Here is a 16,232-nt window from a genome sequence, read left to right as displayed (position 1 = left end):
CCACAGACCACGAGATCGTGGTGCGCCGTTGAGTCGGTGGTGGGTGTTTTGCTCATGGGTGGAATATCAGCAAGCGGACACGGATACTACGCACACGGGAACACTGCCGGCTTGGATGGTTGGTGGTGGTGTGTGTGGGGGTTCGTGGTGGCACATTGTTGGGTTGTCGATCAACAAGTTACGTTGGTTGGTTTCCTGGGGCACTGACGCATCCATTGTGGTGGGTGTGTGGTGTTGGTGGGTTGTTGTTTGTCAACTACATAGTGGACGCGAGCATCTTTGACGCCGCGTGCATCTGGTCACACGATGATCACGGTCAAGGGGTTTTTTAGATTCCTGGTTGTGGTGGTGTGGTGGGTGTGTGTGGTGTGTTCTTTGATGATTGTTTTGTGTTGTGTGGCGTAGAAGTTGTTACGGGCACACGGTGGATGCCTTGGCATCAGGAGCTGATGAAGGACGTGGAAATCTGCGATAAGCCTCGGGGAGCTGATAAACGAGCTGTGATCCGAGGGTCTCCGAATGGGGTAACCCGGCTGCGTATCATGCGTGGTCACTCGTATCTGAATTCATAGGGTGCGAGGAGGAACGTGGGGAAGTGAAACATCTCAGTACCCATAGGAAGAGAAAACAATAGTGATTCCGTGAGTAGTGGCGAGCGAAAGCGGATGGTGGCTAAACCGGTTGTGTGTGATACCTGGCGAGGGTTGCATGATCGGGGTTGTGGGATGCGTTGTTCTCGGGGTCGCCACCCCGGGCGCTGTGGCGCTGTGGTAGTCGAACTGGTGGTGAGTGCCAGACCGTAGGGGGTGTGAGTCCCGTAGACGAAACCGTGGTGTGCGTGGTGTGACGTTGTTCCCGAGTAGCACGGGGCCCGTGAAATCTCGTGTGAATCTGCCAGGACCACCTGGTAAGCCTGAATACTTCCTGATGACCGATAGCGGATCAGTACCGTGAGGGAATGGTGAAAAGTACCCCGGGAGGGGAGTGAAATAGTACCTGAAACCGTGTGCTTACAAGCCGTTGGAGCCTTTTGGGGTGACAGCGTGCCTTTTGAAGAATGAGCCTGCGAGTTAGTGTTACGTCGCGAGATTAACCCGTGTGGGGTAGTCGTAGCGAAAGCGAGTCTGAATAGGGCGTTGTGTAGTGGCGTGATCTAGACCCGAAGCGGGGTGATCTACCCATGGCCAGGTTGAAGCGCGTGTAAGAGCGCGTGGAGGACCGAACCCACTTCAGTTGAAAATGGAGGGGATGAGCTGTGGGTAGGGGTGAAAGGCCAATCAAACTCCGTGATAGCTGGTTCTCCCCGAAATGCATTTAGGTGCAGCGTTGCGTGTTGCTTCCCGGAGGTAGAGCTACTGGATGGCTGATGGGCCCTACAAGGTTACTGACGTCAACCAAACTCCGAATGCCGGTGAAGTGTAAGCGTGGCAGTGAGACTGTGGGGGATAAGCTTCATAGTCGAAAGGGAAACAGCCCAGACCATCAACTAAGGCCCCTAAGCGTGTGCTAAGTGGGAAAGGATGTGGAGTTGCTTAGACAACCAGGAGGTTGGCTTAGAAGCAGCCACCCTTGAAAGAGTGCGTAATAGCTCACTGGTCAAGTGATTCCGCGCCGATAATGTAGCGGGGCTCAAGTACACCGCCGAAGTTGTGGCATGACACCGTATAGCCGAGCCGTTTGTGGTTGAGGTGGTGTTGTGGGTAGGGGAGCGTCGTTGGGGTAGTGAAGCTGCGGGGTGACCCAGTGGTGGAACCTCAACGAGTGAGAATGCAGGCATGAGTAGCGATAGACGGGTGAGAAACCCGTCCGCCGGATGATCAAGGGTTCCAGGGTCAAGCTAATCTGCCCTGGGTGAGTCGGGACCTAAGGCGAGGCCGACAGGCGTAGTCGATGGACAACGGGTTGATATTCCCGTACCGACGAAGAACCGACCCTATCGAACCGGGGATACTAACCACCCGAACCATCACGATCCGTGGCCGTTTACGGTCACGGGAGTGTGTGGGGAGCGTGGGACCTGATCCGGGGAGGTAAACGTGTTAACAGGTGTGACGCAGGAAGGTAGCCGAGCCAGGCGATGGTTGTCCTGGTCTAAGCATGTAGGGCGACCCGTTGGTAAATCCGCGGGTCATGGGCCTGAGATGTGATGGGACTCTCTTAGGTGAGGGAATTCGGTGATCCTATGCTGCCAAGAAAAGCATCGACGTGAGGTTCTAGTCGCCCGTACCCTAAACCGACACAGGTGATCAGGTAGAGAATACTAAGGCGTTCGAGAGAATCATGGTTAAGGAACTCGGCAAAATGCCCCCGTAACTTCGGGAGAAGGGGGGCCCTGGTTGGTGAACACCCACGCGGTGTGAGCTGGTCGGGGTCGCAGAGGCTAGAGGGAAGCGACTGTTTATCAAAAACACAGGTCCGTGCGAAGTCGTAAGACGATGTATACGGACTGACTCCTGCCCGGTGCTGGAAGGTTAAGAGGACTCGTTAAACCCTTCGGGGTTGAAGCGGAGAATTTAAGCCCCAGTAAACGGCGGTGGTAACTATAACCATCCTAAGGTAGCGAAATTCCTTGTCGGGTAAGTTCCGACCTGCACGAATGGAGTAACGACTTCCCTACTGTCTCAACCATGAACTCGGCGAAATTGCAGTACGAGTAAAGATGCTCGTTTCGCGCAGCAGGACGGAAAGACCCCGAGACCTTTACTATAGTTTGGTATTGGTGTTCGGTGTGGCTTGTGTAGGATAGGTGGGAGACTGTGAAGCCGTCACGCTAGTGGTGGTGGAGTCGTTGTTGAAATACCACTCTGGTCACTCTGGATATCTAACTTCGGCCCGTGATCCGGGTCAGGGACAGTGCCTGATGGGTAGTTTAACTGGGGCGGTTGCCTCCTAAAGAGTAACGGAGGCGCCCAAAGGTTCCCTCAGCCTGGTCGGCAATCAGGTGTTGAGTGTAAGTGCACAAGGGAGCTTGACTGTGAGAGTGACAGCTCGAGCAGGGACGAAAGTCGGGACTAGTGATCCGGCGGTACATTGTGGAATGGCCGTCGCTCAACGGATAAAAGGTACCTCGGGGATAACAGGCTGATCTTGCCCAAGAGTCCATATCGACGGCATGGTTTGGCACCTCGATGTCGGCTCGTCGCATCCTGGGGCTGGAGTTGGTCCCAAGGGTTGGGCTGTTCGCCCATTAAAGCGGTACGCGAGCTGGGTTCAGAACGTCGTGAGACAGTTCGGTCCCTATCCGCTGCGTGCGTTGGAAATTTGTGGAGGCCTGTCCTTAGTACGAGAGGACCGGGACGGACGAACCTCTGGTATGTCAGTTGTTCCGCCAGGAGCACCGCTGATTAGCTACGTTCGGGATTGATAACCGCTGAAAGCATCTAAGCGGGAAGCTTGCTCCGAGATAAGATTTCCTGACCTCCTTTGTGGGGTGTGAGGTGCCCAGTAGACGACTGGGTTGATAGGCCAGATGTGGAAGCGTTGCAAGACGTGGAGCTGACTGGTACTAATACACCGAAGACTTCTACACACACATAGCCTTCATTCGAAGAATGTGATGTTCGCGTCCACCATGTGGTTGACCACCAACAACCCCCCACCCCTACCCGGCCGCGCAGGCTGGTGCGTGGGGTGGGCTGGGGGTAGTGGTTGGTAATATAATAAAGCTTGGTCCACGAAACACGGGACCCCATGGTTTCATTACCCCACGCATGGTTGCTGGTAGTCACCGTGTAGGGGTTGGTGGCAGGGTTTCCGGTGGTTATAGCGTGGGGGAAACGCCCGGTCCCATCCCGAACCCGGTAGCTAAGACCCACAGCGCTGATGGTACTGCACTCGGAAGGGTGTGGGAGAGTAAGACACCGCCGGGATTAACATGAAAGAAAGAAGTGGTCGAGGCCGCACCCCCTTAGGGGGCGCGGCCTCCCACCATTTAACACGCCGGAACGCTGTAGTGTCTGGGGCTATGGCCGTTGAAGCAGCTGTGAAGCCTCCGAACCGAGCGCGCGTCGTCGTGGTGGGCGGTGGCAATGGCGGGATCGCCCTGGCCTCGCGCCTGAATCGCAAGGGCGAGAGCGACGTCGTGATCGTTGAGCCCCGCTCGGAGCATTTCTACCGCCCGCTGTTGTCCTACGTGGGAGCCGGCCTGGCGACCCTGGGCGATGCACGGCGGGAGCAAAGCAAAGTCATGCCGGAGGGATCCACCTGGGTGCGCGACGTCGTGACACGGGTCCATCCCGAACTCTCCACGGTGACCCTGGGCAGCGGCGCGACGATCGGCTACGACCAGCTCGTGCTTGCCGCTGGCTCGCGTCCCGACTGGGACTTCATCCCGGGATCGGCTGAGGCCGTCCTGTCCGAGAACGCGTCCACTAACTATCTGTTCGATCTCGCCCCGAAGACGTGGCGACTCGTGGACGCCGCCACCTCGGGGACCGCTGTGTTCACGATGCCCGACACCACGTGCCCATGTGCGGGGGCCGCCCAGAAGATTCTCTACATGGCGTGCGATCTGTGGCGCAGCCGCGGTGTCCTGGACGACATGCGGGTGGTCCTCACCGTCCCGGAAGACACGATCTTCGGCGTCCCCGTGGTGGACGATGAACTACAACGGGCGATGGACGACTACGGGATCGAGCTACGCACGCGCACCCGTGTCCGGTCGGTGGACTCGGGGACGAGCGCGATCACGATCGAATCCGACGGTGCCACGGAGGAGATCTCGTACGACTTCCTGCACCTCACGCCCCCGCACATCGCCCCGGACTGGGTGGTGGACTGCGGCCTCTCCGCCGAGGGAGCGCGCGGGTTCGTGGACGTGGATCCCGAGACCCTGCGCCATCGTCAGTACGAGAACGTCTGGGCACTCGGGGACATCGCGGCCACCCCGGGCTCCAGTTCCGGTGGTGCGCTGCGGAAGCAGACACCGGTCGTCGCGCAAAACGTCTTGTCGGCGCTGCGTGGGCGGCCCGCCCCCGCCCGGTACTCCGGGTACACCGTGAGTCCGTTAACCGTCTCCCGCCGCACGCTGGTGCTGGCGGAGTTCACCGCGGACGGCACCCCCAAGCCCAGCAGCAAGGTGTTCGACCCGCGGAAGGAACGCAGGTCCACGTTCCTCCTCGACCGCTGGGGCCTTCCTTGGATCTACTGGCACCGCATCCTGCGGGGTAAGTGACGCTTCGCGCTTCCCTGCCCGGAGCGACCCCGCACCGATCACCGACCCCGAGGTGGGATCCCATGCAGAAAAGATCATCCCGCATGTGTGGTGCCAGGGCACCGCGGAGGAAGCAGTCGCGTTCTACCGGAACGCCCTGCCGGACTGCACGCTCGCCGGTTCGTCCCGGTATCCGTTGGAGGGGCTGCGCGATTTCCAGTAGACGTTCGCCGGCGAACTGCTCACCGCGGATCTGCGGATCGGGGACTACCACGTGGTCCTCATCAACGCGGGTAACGCATGCTGGAGATGAAAAAGCTCAGTATCGCGGGGCTGCGCGGGGACTGACTCCGAGGATCCCGCGCGTCTGCCTCTGGGCGGCCCGCGCAGGTCGTTTCGGTCAGTTGCACCGGGCAGGTGGCCGCCGGCTGCATTCTCGGGGGCCACCTGCCCGGGCCAAGATCGACGGGCCCCTGTCCCGGGTCGTGGTCGACGCGTCCCTCTTCCGGGTCAGGACCGGTTCACCTGGCTGCGCCGAGCGCCCGGTCCAGGTCCGCCAGGTGATCCTCGATGTCCTCGATCCCCACGGACAGGCGCACCAGATCCTCGGGAACCTCGTACGGGGTGCCCACCCGGGAACCGTGGGTCATGCTGTGGGGCACGCACGTGAGGGACTCTACACCCCCTAGGCTCACCGAGAGGTTGTAGATCTCGGTTTCGCGCACGAACGCGTGGGCGGCCTCGATGCCCCCGGCGGGCCGGAACGAGATGATGCCGCCGAATCCGCCGGTGAGGGTTTGTGCAGCCAGCTCGTGCTGCGGGTGTTCCTCGAGACCGGGGTAGTTGACCTCCAGGACGTCGGAGCGTGAGCGCAGGAAGCGGGCCACCTCCAGCGCATTCGAGCAGTGCCGTTCCATGCGCAGCGGGAGGGTCTTCAACCCCCGGGCCGCAAGGAACGAGTCGAACGGGCCGGCCACCGCGCCCCCGGCGAACTGCTGGAACCCGATGAGCTCGGACAGCGGCTGACCCCGCCACTCGGTGTCACCCACGACCACGGCACCGCCGAGCACGTCCGAGTGCCCGCCGATGTACTTGGTCGTGGAATGCACGACCACGTGGGCGCCGAGCACGAGCGGGTTCTGCAGGGCGGGGGACGCGAAGGTGTTGTCCACGACGAGGAGGGCGTCGGCGTCGTCGGCCACCTGCGCCCACGCGGCGATGTCCGCGACGCGCAACAACGGGTTGGACGGCGTCTCGAGCCACAGGACCTTGGTGCGTCCGGGGAGGACGGTCTCCGCGGCGTCGGACGCGGAGGCGGACGGCACGAAGCCGTGCTCGATACCCCACTTGGACAGCACCTGGTCCACGAGGCGGAACGTGCCGCCGTAGACGTCCGAGGCGAGCACGATGTGATCCCCCGGGGCAAGGACCGCGCGCAACAAGGCGTCCTCCGCGGCCATCCCGGAGGCGAACGCGAAGGCCCGGGTGCCCTGCTCGAGGGAGGCGAGCTGTTCCTCGAAACCGTTGCGTGTGGGATTGGAACCGCGGCTGTATTCGTGGCCCCCGGTGCGGAACTGGTTCACGCCGTCCTGGACGAACGTGGAGGTCTGGTAAATGGGCGGGACCACGGCGCCGGTGGTCGGGTCGGGCTGTTGGCCGTCGTGGATGGCGCGCGTGGCGAGTCCGGGCAGGCGGGTGTCAGTGCGGATCATGGGGTGGTCTCCTTCGGGGGGTGCGGGCAGCTCAGTGGGCCGCGGTGGTCGATGCTGAGCGGGGCTGCGGTGCGTGCGCGGGGGCGATGACCGACAGGGCTTGGAAGAGATCGGCCGTGAGATCGGCTTCGTCCTCGAGCCCCACGCTCACGCGCAGGGTCCGTTCGGTGATCCCGCTCGCGCGGAACTGCTCGGGCGTGAGGCGGCAGTGGGTCATGCTCGCGGGGTGCGCCACGAGGGTGCGGACGTCACCGATGTTGGCCGCGAGTTTGATTAGACGCAACGAGTTCACGGCATGCTCGACCTGTTCCGGGGTTCCCTTGAGGTCGATCGAGAACACGCCGCCCATCCCGCGGTAGCCTCCGGTCTCCCGCAGCTGTTGCTGTCGCGGATCCCCGAAGCGGGGGTGGTGGACACGCTCCACCGCGGGATGCTCGGCCAGGGTGAGGGCGAGTCGCTCCGCCGTGGCGGACTGGCGTTCCACGCGCACACCCAGGGTCGTGATGCCCTGCAGGATCTCGTGGGCCGTGGTCGCGCCCATGCACGGGCCCAGGTCGTTGAGGTACTTGCACCGGGCCACACCCAGCAGCGCACGCCGGGCACCGAAGACCTCCACGGGGGAACGGTCCCCCCAGCGGTGGTGCTTGCGGGTCAGCCACGGCCACCGTTCGGGGTCCTCGGTGGGGTCGAAGGACCCGGTGTCCACGAGCACACCGCCCAGGGGCCCGCCGTGTCCCGAGAGGTACTTGGTGGCCGAGTGCACCACGAGGTCCGCACCGTGGCGCCCGGGAGTGTAGAGGTGCGGCGTGGCCACGGTGTTGTCCACGATCACGACCACACCGTTGCGGTGCGCGATCTCCGCGATCGCCTCGAGTTCAGGCAGTTCCGTGAGCGGATTGGCCACGGATTCGAGGAAGAACACGCGCGTGCCGGGGCGCAGGGCATCCTCCCACTGCTGCGGTTCGCGGGGATCCGCGAACGTGACCTCCAGGCCCGTGTCCGCGAGGGTGTCCGTGAGCAGGTCCACCGTCCCGCCGTAGATCCGCGAGGAGACGACGACGTGCGCGTCCTTCGCGGGCCCGGTCAGCGTGAGCAAAGCGAGGGTCACCGCGGCTTGTCCCGACGACGTCGCGACCGCGCATTCCCCTCCCTCCAGCCGCGCGACCTCGGCCTCGAGCGCCGCGACGTTCGGATTACCCGTGCGGGCGTACGTGAAACCGCTCGCGCGCTGGGCGAAGACCTCGCGGGCGTCGGCCAGGGTCTCGAACGCGTACGCGGCACTGTGGTGGATGGGCCGGACGATGGGTGTGCCCAGCGGAGCGGGGGTGGCTGCGGTCATGGTCTTCTTCCTTCCTCGGTCCACCCGGTGGCCGCGCGGCGGCGGCCACCGGGTGGACGTTTCCTACGGGTGAATCAGCGCTGCGCCGGAGTATCCGCGGCAGGGGTCGACGACGCGGCGACAGTGACGCTCCCGGACACGGTCGTCACGTCGTTCGGGTCCACGTTCGCCGGTGCACCTGCGGGTGCGCCGGCCGTCCGAGCGGCGTCGTCGGCGGAGAGTTCCGCGCGCACGGTGACCGCCGCGGCGACCAGCCGGTCCAGTGCGGCCTCGGTCTCGGGCCAGCCGCGGGTCTTCAGCCCGCAGTCGGGGTTAACCCACACGCGCTCGGCGCCGATCTCGTGCGCCGCGTGGCGGATGCGCCCCGCGAGCTCCTCGAACGTGGGAACCCGGGGCGAGTGGATGTCCCACACGCCGGGACCCACGTCCCGAGGGAAATCGGATGCCGCGAGCCCGGTCACGATGCCCGAACCGGAGCGGGACGCCTCGAGCGTGGTGACGTCCGCGTCCAGGGCGTCGATCGCGTCCAGGACGGTCTCGAACTCCGAATAGCACAGGTGGGTGTGGATCTGGGTGTCCGTGGCCGCCCCGCCCGTGGCCAGGCGGAACGCCCCCACGGACCACTCGAGGTACGCCGGGCGCTCGGCCGCCCGCAGCGGCAGCAGCTCGCGCAGCGCGGGCTCGTCCACCTGGATCACGGGCGTTCCCGCGCGCTCGAGATCCGCGATCTCGTCCCGCAGGGCGAGTGCGACCTGGTCGGCGACCTCGGCGGCCGGAGCGTCGTCGCGCACGAAGGACCACGCGAGGATCGTGACCGGCCCGGTCAACATGCCCTTGACGGGGCGCTCGGTCAGGGACGCCGCGTACGAGGTCCAGTCCACCGTGATCGGCGCGGGGCGCGAGACGTCCCCGAACAGGATCGACGGGCGCGTGCAGCGCGATCCATAGGACTGCACCCAGCCGTGCTGCGTGGTCACGAAACCGTCCAGGCCCTCCGCGAAGTACTGCACCATGTCGTTGCGCTCGGGTTCGCCGTGCACCAGGACGTCGAGCCCCAGTTCCTCCTGGACGCGCACCGTGTGGGCGATCTCCGCGCGGATCGCGTCCGTGTACTCGGCCTCCGTGATCCGCCCCGCGCGGTGGTCCGCCCGGGTCTTGCGGATCTGCGGCGTCTGCGGGAAGGATCCGATGGTCGTGGTGGGCAGCACGGGCAAGCGCAGACGTTCGCGCTGGGCAGCGCGGCGCTGTTCGGCGTCCGCGCGCTGGCGGTCCGCGTCCTGCACCGCGGCGGTGCGCTCGCGGATCTCGGCCTTGTGAGTTGCCGGGTGCTCGGCGCGGGCCGCGCGGATCGTGGCGTCCTCGTCCAGGGTGTCCCGGATGGCATCCCAGCCGTGCTCGACGCCGCGCGCGAGCCCGACCACCTCGGTCACCTTCTGGTCCGCGAACGCGACCCAGCTGGTGACGTCCGGATCCAGTGCGGTCTCGCGGGCGACGTCGTGCGGGACGTGCAGCAGCGGCGTCGCGGTGCCCACGGCCACCGGCCCGCGGGCCGCGGCGCGCAGCCGGTCCAGGGTCTCGACGGCGCGCGCGAGGTCGGTGCGCCACACGGTGCGTCCGCCCACGACGCCGCCCACGACGGGGCGTTCGCCCCATGCCTCGAGTGCCTTCTTGCCGGGGACGTCCCCGCGGTCGAGGTCGATGGCCAGGGCGTCGACGTTCGTGTGGGCCAGGGCGAGCTGGGCGTCCTCGCCGGCATCGCCGTAGCCCACGGTCACGAGGATCGCGGGGCGCTGTTGCTCGTTCGAAAGTTGGGTGTAGGCGCTCTCGAGGGCGGCCACGAGTTCGGTGCGTTCCACGCTCCACCCGTCCGCGGCGAGGGCCGGCTCGTCGAGTTGCACCCATTCGACGCCGGCCTCAGCCAGGGCTCGCAGGATCGCGGCGTATTCGGCCACGACGTCGTCGAGGCGCTGCAGGGGGTGACTTGCGACGGCATCGGTGGTCTCGGGGCGTGAGAGCAAGAGCAGGCTCACGGGGCCCACGAGGACCGGGCGGGTGGTGATCCCGGTGGTCCCGAGGGTGGTCCGGTAGCGGGACACGAGGCTCTCGGGGTTCGCACGCAACGGGGTGTCCGGGCCGATCTCGGGTACGTAGTAGTGGTAGTTGGTGTCGAACCACTTGGTCATCTCGAGCGGCTCCAACCGATCGGTGCCGCGGGACAACGCCGTGATCAGCTCGATCCCGCGGGGCGTGTCCGGGGCGGCGGGCTCGTAGCCGTCCGCGATGAACCGCGCGGGAACCGCGCCTAGCGCCAGGGACGTGTCCAGGACGTGGTCCACCGCGAACCCCTCGGACGGCACCGCGTGATCCGTGGTGAGGCCGAGTTCGGACAATCGCGTGGCGGTGCGCTCACGCAACCGGGCGAGGGTGTCCAGCACGGTGGTGGCGGGGTGCTGTTGCGGGTCCTTCCAATAGGACTCGAGTGCGCGCTTGAGCTCGCGGTCGGGGCCGATGCGGGGGTAGCCCAGGATCGTGGCGGCGGGGAACGGGACGGGCTGGGTGCTCATGGGAACTCCTCGGAGCTGGTGTGGGGTATGGCGGTTAGGGGGTGTGATGAGCCGCGGCAACGGGTGTGCTCCGGCGCGGCGGGGTAAGGGGAACGTCAGCGTGGGTGGTGCCGCTACGAACGGTTTTCGGCCTGCCCGGATGTGGCGGTCGAAGCCAACACGATCGGTTCACGGGTCGGTCGGGGCTGGTGCGGAGGTCAGGCCGCGGGGCTGCGGCCTCGGTATTCGCGTGCGGCATCCCGGACCCGCAGGTGCTCCAGGATGGTCAGCGCCGCCTCGGGGCGGTTGAACGTGTACAGGTGGAAACCGGCGCAGCCCAGATCCATGAGGTCGTCGATCAGGGACAGGGTGGCCGCGACCCCTCGGTGGCGCAGTTCCTCGGGAGTGTCGGCGCGCAGGAACCGGGTGAGGCGTTCCGGGACCCGGACCCCGGTGATCTCGGTCATGCGCTGCAACCTTTGAGGGTTGCTCAGCGGCATGAGCCCGGCGACCACGGGGATGTGGATGCCCTCCGAGCGCGCGCGTTCCAGGAACGTGGCGTAGTCCTCGGGTTCGTAGAGCACCTGCGTGATCGCGTAGTCCGCGCCGGCCTCCTGCTTGTCCCACAGGGACGCGAGATCCGCCTCGAAGTCGCGGCCTCGCGCGGGGGACGGGTAGCACGCCACCGACACGGACAGCGGTCGCTGACCCGGGCGGAACCCGGTGCCGAAGCGACGTCGTTCGACGTCCCGGATCAGCTCCACCAGTTGGGAGGCCCGGCCCAGGCCACCCGCTGGGGTCCGCCATTCCCCGGTACCCAGGGGCGGGTCGCCGCGCAGCGCGAGGAGGTCGCGAACGCCGTCGTCCAGCAACTGGTCCACGGCGCGCTCGAGACCCGCGCGGTCCGTGCCACCGCACGTGAAGTGCGCCATGACCGGGGTCTTGGTCGTGCGGCGCAGGTGGCGCAGCGCCTCGCGGGAGACGCCGTGATGGCCGGCGTGACCGTGGGTGACCGAGAAGAAATCCGGCCCGGCCTGGGCCATGGCGTCGATGTTGCGCCACACAGTGTCCGGGTCCGCGGTGGGCCGCGGCGGGAACACTTCGAACGAGACAAGCGTGGAGCGGCGCGGGCGCCGGACCAGCCAGGACGTCCCCGTGGGCGGGCCAGTCACGGGCGCGGGTTCTGACGCTGCGAGGGGTGCGGGCATATAAAAAATCCTCCGGCGTTAGGACGCCGGAGGATGAGCTCCGAGCGCCGTACTTGCCGACCACGCGGTTGCGCGGCGGCCGGATCCTCATCTGGGGCACCCCACTACAGCTGGAGGGTTGCCGCCCGGTTAGCCAGAGCTTCGCACCGGGACTCATGATCCTTTGTTACGAGCGAGCGTAGCACAGCCTCGTGACGAGGCCCACGAACGATGACGGAACCGCCGGCCTCCCGCCGCGCTCGTCTTCCCAAGCGGGCTGAATGGACCGCACGGGGGCACCTGGGCCCTGCCGTGGTCATCCTGCCCCACGACGTGCAGGACATGAAGATGCCCGAGTTGGGACCCGAGAACTGGGTCTCGCGCTCGATAGCCGCGGCGCCGGCCGCGGGCGGGTCCGCGTCCTCGCAGGCACCCGCTCCGACGACGACGCCGTCCCCCTTGCGCAGCGCGACCGCCAACCCCGGTCGTCACGAACCCTGAGTTCGGGCCGCCGTGCATCCGGCGGCTCGCCGGTGCACCCGCGTGACCAAAGCGCGGCGAAAAACAGGGACGCCCACCCGGTCAACCGACCGGGTGGGCGCGCCTTGGCGTGTCATCAGCAACTCAGCATGGGTGCCAGACCTTTCCTCCCGGTTCGTAGCACCGGGGGCCGGTGTAACCGGGATAACCGCCATCACTCTCGGGAGCCGGGGGCACGTGGGGTGCCGCCGGCAGCTGCGGGGCAGCAGGTACCCGGGGCGCGGCCGGTAGCTGAGGTGCCGCGGGCTGCGCGGGGGCGGGGTTGTAGTTGTAGTTCGGTTGCGGAGCGGGATTGGGTTGGGGTGCCGGATCGCCCACGGCGACCTCGTCCTCCACGACCGCGGGAGGCGCCTCGAGCGTCGGCGTGGGAGTGGGCGTGGAGGACGAGGTGGGACTCGGCGTCGCGCTCGGGCTCGCGGTGCTCGGAGTTGTGGTGCCGGGGGATGCGGATTCCCCCGGCGGCGCGCAGTCCTGCTTCGGGTCGAAGAAACCGACCTGCATGGCCTGGGCGACGTTGTACGCGCTGTCCATCTCTCGCCGGTACGTGCTGTTGGCGCCCACGGTCATGGGCGTTGCCAGGCCCGCCTTGACGAGTGCCTGGTTGACGTTCAACCCGTCGTCGTCGCGGGTCACTCGGGCGAGGGTGCGGCCGTAGCGGTCCGTGCGTTCCACGTCGTAGTCCAGGTGGATCGTGGATCCCTTGGGCAGTAGGTCCTCAAGCTTGGCCGTGGCCTCGTCCGCGAGGCACTCGCCGGGCTGACCGTCCCGCGCGACCTCCGGGGTATTGATGTTCAGCAGCCGCACCCGCGTGGACTTCCCCGCGATCGTGGCGTCCAGGGTGTCCCCGTCCACCACGCGTTCCACTGTGGCCACTGAGTCGTCCGGGGTGGTGCGCAGTGCGGCATGGTGTAGACAAGACGCATGGCCACCATCGATGAGCTTCCCGGTGAGATTGTCGCGGACCTGCGCGTGAGCGATGCCCGTCCCCTGAGCGGCGGGGACACCGCCCGCGCCTACTGGCTCGAGACCCCGGACGGGCCCCTGTTCGCCAAGACCATGCCGGGTGCCCCGGCGGGTGTGTTGGCGTTGGAGGCGGCGGGACTCGAGGCGCTGCGCGCCGTCGCCCCCGCCGAGGTGCGGGTGCCCAGGGTGCATCACGTGGGCGATGAGGCCCTGGTGCTCGAGTGGATCGACGAGGGTCCCGGACGGCAGGACCGTGCCACGGAACGCAGCATGGGTGCTGGTCTCGCGGCCATCCACCGCGCGCGAGCCCCGCACGTCGGGTGGCTCTCGGCGGAGCTGCCGGAACGCATCGGCTCGTTCCCGGTGGATCTCACGCCCACGGACGACTGGGCCGACTTCCTGTTACACCGCCGCATCGAGCCGTTGCTGCGCGCGGCGATCGACGCGGGACACCTGGACCCCGCGGCGTCGGACCTGCTGGCGCGCTTGGCGCCGCGAGCGGACGAACTCGCGGGCCCTCCCGAACCCCCGAGCCTGCTGCACGGTGACCTGTGGGCAGGCAACCGCGTGGTGGATCGCAACGGGACGAACTGGCTCATCGATCCGTCCTCGTTCTACGGACACCGCGAGTACGACCTGGCCATGATGCAGCTCTTCGGCGGTTTCGGGCGGGAATGCTTCGCGGCGTACGACGACGCCTACCCCCTCGCGGACGGCTGGCACGACCGGGTGCCGTGGTACCAGTTGCCGCCGCTGCTGGTGCATGCGATCAGGTTCGACGGTGGTTACGGCGGGGCGGTCCTACGGGCCCTGCGCAGTCTGATGTGACACTACGGGGCGCGTCCATCACCCGCTGAGGACAGGGCGTTCTCGGCCGATGACTGCTACAAGGCAGGTGCGGACAACGTTTTCCACCCGCGTGACATGGTTGGACACGTCCCCCGCACGTGCAGCATGATGTTTACTAGATTGTCTAGTTATCCACAACGCGAGGGACGCGATGGAGAGCAGTGCAACGTGGTACGGGCCGGTGAGCCCGCAGTCGCGTGCGCTGCGCCGGGTGGTCGTGCTCAACGCGGAGATCGCGTACGAGATCCGCCGCATCTTGGGGCTCAAGGGAACCGATTACGCGGCCATGGTCATGCTCATAGTCCATTCCATGGGGCCCACGGAACTGGCTCACGCGCTGCACATCACGACGGCCTCCGCGACCGCGGTGGTGGACCGACTGGTGCGCGCGGGTCACGTGGTCCGGGAGCCCGTGGAGGGGGATCGACGCCGGATGACTGTGCGCGCGGTGACCTCGTCCAGGGAGCGGACCCGGGAGCACGTCGTGCCGGTAATCGGGATGGTCGAGGACGAGCTCGACGCCCTGGACGAGCCCGGGCGTGAGGCCGTCCTCCGGTTCCTGAGAGGTACCGAGTCCCGTCTGGAGGAGTACTTGGAAGACTTGCGCGGGCGCGCGGACCAGGCGTCCCAGGACGATCCCGGGGCGGGTGGGTCATGACCGAACGCGTACGCACCGCCCGGTCCCGTGAATCCCACCGAGCGGCTCCCGGGATCCCGTCCGTTACCGATCCTGGGGCCTCCCCGAGTGTCGCCCCCGCCGACGACGCCGCCTGGCGCCGTTTCCGCACCGCCGTGGGGGAAGAGCTGGACGCGTTCTTCGCGGCCCCCGCGAATCGAGTTCCCACGAGCCCGGGTTTCGGGGTGCTGTGGGAGCGGGTGCGCGAGCACATGGTGGGCGGCAAGCTCATCCGGCCGCGACTGACGTGGATCGCGTGGTCCTCCTTCGCCGGGGGCGCGGGGGATGGATCGAGCGCGCCTGACCCGCTCGTCGCGCCGGACGCCGGGGATGCCGAGGAGACGCCGGGTGTGCGCGATGCGGCCGGAGACGGGAACCACACGGCGGGCGACCGGGAGACAGAGGTGCCGGACCCCGAGTGCGTGCGCCTGGCGGCGTCGTTCGAGATGCTGCACGCGGCCCTGCTGGTCCACGACGACGTGGTGGACCGCGACTGGCTGCGCCGGGGCATGCCCACGGTGGGAGAGCTGTTCCGCCGTGACGCGGCCCGCGCCGGCGCACCCGAGCACGAAGCGGAACACGCGGGGGCCTCGGCGGCGATCCTCGCGGGGGACCTGTTGTTGGCGGGGGCACTGCGGCTCGCGACCACGTGCGCATCGGACCTCGCGCGGTGTCGCGCCGTGGCGGACGTGGTGTTCGACGCCGTGACCGCCTCCGCGGCCGGGGAGCTGGATGACGTGCTGTTGTCCCTGCATCGCTTCGGCGCCGAGCACCCCGGGGTGCAGGACATCCTGGACATGGAGCGGCTCAAGACCGCCACGTATTCGTTCGAGGCCCCGCTGCGGGCCGGCGCACTGCTCGCGGGTGCTCCCGCGGACGTCGCGGAGCGGCTGGCCCAGGCCGGCGCCATGCTGGGCGTGGGGTACCAGGTGGTGGACGACGTCCTGGGGACGTTCGGTGACCCGGGACTGACCGGCAAATCGGTGGACGCGGATCTACGTTCGGGCAAGGCCACCGTGCTCACCGCCCACGGGATGGGGGTACCCACGGTCCGCCGGGTCCTCAGGGACCTCGCGGCGGAACGCACCACGGTGCATCACGCGCGGGAAGCGCTCACGGCCTCCGGCGCCAAGGACGTGGCCGTGGAACTGGCCACGGATCTCGTGGACCGCGCCCGGACCACCCTGGACGAACTGCCCCTGCCCGCGGCGCAGCGCGATCAGCTCGTCGCGCTGTGCCACCACGTCCTGAACAGACACTCGTAGTGAGGA

The 16,232-nt window shown here is 66.8% G+C and carries 11 protein-coding genes, 2 rRNA genes and 1 riboswitch; of the genes, 8 read left to right on the top strand and 5 right to left on the bottom strand.

Features of this window, described 5'->3' with window-relative positions:
- The first annotated feature begins 401 nt into the window (after nt 1-401).
- The 4 genes from ACW9PK_RS04350 (at nt 402) to ACW9PK_RS04335 (ending at nt 5,375) form a co-directional block, all read left to right on the top strand.
- Nucleotides 402-3,529: ribosomal RNA gene (locus ACW9PK_RS04350) — 23S ribosomal RNA — on the top strand.
- A 223-nt stretch (nt 3,530-3,752) separates the two neighbouring features.
- Nucleotides 3,753-3,869, top strand: a 5S ribosomal RNA gene (gene rrf, locus ACW9PK_RS04345).
- Between the two features lie 95 nt (nt 3,870-3,964).
- A complete protein-coding gene (locus ACW9PK_RS04340) occupies nt 3,965-5,173 on the top strand; it encodes an NAD(P)/FAD-dependent oxidoreductase (RefSeq protein ID WP_457016702.1) in 1,209 nt (402 codons plus the stop codon).
- A 52-nt stretch (nt 5,174-5,225) separates the two neighbouring features.
- Nucleotides 5,226-5,375: a hypothetical protein gene (locus tag ACW9PK_RS04335; protein ID WP_457016700.1), complete on the top strand. Its 150-nt coding sequence runs from the start codon at nt 5,226-5,228 to the stop codon at nt 5,373-5,375.
- Between the two features lie 298 nt (nt 5,376-5,673).
- Here the strand turns inward: ACW9PK_RS04335 and ACW9PK_RS04330 are convergent, their stop codons facing one another.
- The 4 genes from ACW9PK_RS04330 to ACW9PK_RS04315 all read right to left on the bottom strand — a co-directional run bounded on the left by ACW9PK_RS04330 (nt 5,674) and on the right by ACW9PK_RS04315 (nt 11,918).
- Complete coding sequence (locus ACW9PK_RS04330; protein WP_457016698.1) at nt 5,674-6,864, bottom strand: cystathionine gamma-synthase; 1,191 nt, start codon at nt 6,862-6,864, stop codon at nt 5,674-5,676.
- A gap of 31 nt (nt 6,865-6,895) precedes the next feature.
- Complete coding sequence (locus ACW9PK_RS04325; RefSeq protein ID WP_457016696.1) at nt 6,896-8,203, bottom strand: aminotransferase class I/II-fold pyridoxal phosphate-dependent enzyme; 1,308 nt, start codon at nt 8,201-8,203, stop codon at nt 6,896-6,898.
- Nucleotides 8,204-8,277: 74 nt separating this feature from the next.
- Nucleotides 8,278-10,767, bottom strand: a complete 2,490-nt coding sequence (gene metE / locus ACW9PK_RS04320; protein ID WP_457016694.1) for a 5-methyltetrahydropteroyltriglutamate--homocysteine S-methyltransferase — start codon at nt 10,765-10,767, stop codon at nt 8,278-8,280.
- Nucleotides 10,768-10,964: 197 nt separating this feature from the next.
- On the bottom strand, nt 10,965-11,918 hold the full coding sequence (locus tag ACW9PK_RS04315; RefSeq protein ID WP_239321620.1) for a methylenetetrahydrofolate reductase: 954 nt from the start codon (nt 11,916-11,918) through the stop codon (nt 10,965-10,967).
- Nucleotides 11,919-11,998: 80 nt separating this feature from the next.
- Nucleotides 11,999-12,115, bottom strand: a riboswitch (SAM riboswitch).
- A 49-nt stretch (nt 12,116-12,164) separates the two neighbouring features.
- Between ACW9PK_RS04315 and ACW9PK_RS04310 the strand changes: the two genes are divergently transcribed.
- Nucleotides 12,165-12,434, top strand: coding sequence for a hypothetical protein (locus tag ACW9PK_RS04310; protein WP_121544252.1), 270 nt, complete (start codon nt 12,165-12,167; stop codon nt 12,432-12,434).
- A 123-nt stretch (nt 12,435-12,557) separates the two neighbouring features.
- Here ACW9PK_RS04310 and ACW9PK_RS04305 read toward each other — a convergent pair whose 3' ends face one another.
- Nucleotides 12,558-13,346 (bottom strand): thermonuclease family protein, encoded by a 789-nt coding sequence (locus ACW9PK_RS04305; RefSeq protein WP_206479149.1) that lies wholly within the window; start codon nt 13,344-13,346, stop codon nt 12,558-12,560.
- Nucleotides 13,347-13,394: 48 nt separating this feature from the next.
- Here ACW9PK_RS04305 and ACW9PK_RS04300 point away from each other — a divergent pair, with 48 nt between their 5' ends.
- The 3 genes from ACW9PK_RS04300 (at nt 13,395) to ACW9PK_RS04290 (ending at nt 16,226) form a co-directional block, all read left to right on the top strand.
- Nucleotides 13,395-14,264 carry a fructosamine kinase family protein gene (locus ACW9PK_RS04300; protein ID WP_085106589.1) on the top strand — a complete coding sequence of 290 codons (870 nt, stop codon included), beginning with the start codon at nt 13,395-13,397 and terminating at the stop codon, nt 14,262-14,264.
- A gap of 172 nt (nt 14,265-14,436) precedes the next feature.
- Nucleotides 14,437-14,943, top strand: coding sequence for a MarR family winged helix-turn-helix transcriptional regulator (locus ACW9PK_RS04295; RefSeq protein WP_144998581.1), 507 nt, complete (start codon nt 14,437-14,439; stop codon nt 14,941-14,943).
- The gene (locus ACW9PK_RS04290) at nt 14,940-16,226 is read left to right on the top strand and encodes a polyprenyl synthetase family protein (RefSeq protein ID WP_260850650.1); all 1,287 of its coding nucleotides are present in this window, start codon (nt 14,940-14,942) and stop codon (nt 16,224-16,226) included. Before ACW9PK_RS04295 ends, ACW9PK_RS04290 begins: the two co-directional genes overlap by 4 nt.
- The last annotated feature ends 6 nt before the right edge of the window (nt 16,227-16,232 follow it).

This window comes from Kocuria sp. MNB10, assembly GCF_054073685.1.
Note: the sequence above shows the minus strand (reverse complement) of the source record. Positions and strands in the feature narration are given on the sequence as shown.

Excerpts from the sequence above, each read along its gene's own strand:
- metE (WP_457016694.1), bottom strand. The coding sequence starts at position 10,767 with ATGAGCACCCAGCCCGTCCCGTTCCCCGCCGCCACGATCCTGGGCTAC.
- ACW9PK_RS04340 (WP_457016702.1), top strand. The coding sequence starts at position 3,965 with ATGGCCGTTGAAGCAGCTGTGAAGCCTCCGAACCGAGCGCGCGTCGTC.
- ACW9PK_RS04330 (WP_457016698.1), bottom strand. The coding sequence starts at position 6,864 with ATGATCCGCACTGACACCCGCCTGCCCGGACTCGCCACGCGCGCCATC.
- ACW9PK_RS04310 (WP_121544252.1), top strand. The coding sequence starts at position 12,165 with ATGACGGAACCGCCGGCCTCCCGCCGCGCTCGTCTTCCCAAGCGGGCT.
- ACW9PK_RS04295 (WP_144998581.1), top strand. The coding sequence starts at position 14,437 with ATGGAGAGCAGTGCAACGTGGTACGGGCCGGTGAGCCCGCAGTCGCGT.
- ACW9PK_RS04290 (WP_260850650.1), top strand. The coding sequence starts at position 14,940 with ATGACCGAACGCGTACGCACCGCCCGGTCCCGTGAATCCCACCGAGCG.
- ACW9PK_RS04325 (WP_457016696.1), bottom strand. The coding sequence starts at position 8,203 with ATGACCGCAGCCACCCCCGCTCCGCTGGGCACACCCATCGTCCGGCCC.
- ACW9PK_RS04300 (WP_085106589.1), top strand. The coding sequence starts at position 13,395 with ATGGCCACCATCGATGAGCTTCCCGGTGAGATTGTCGCGGACCTGCGC.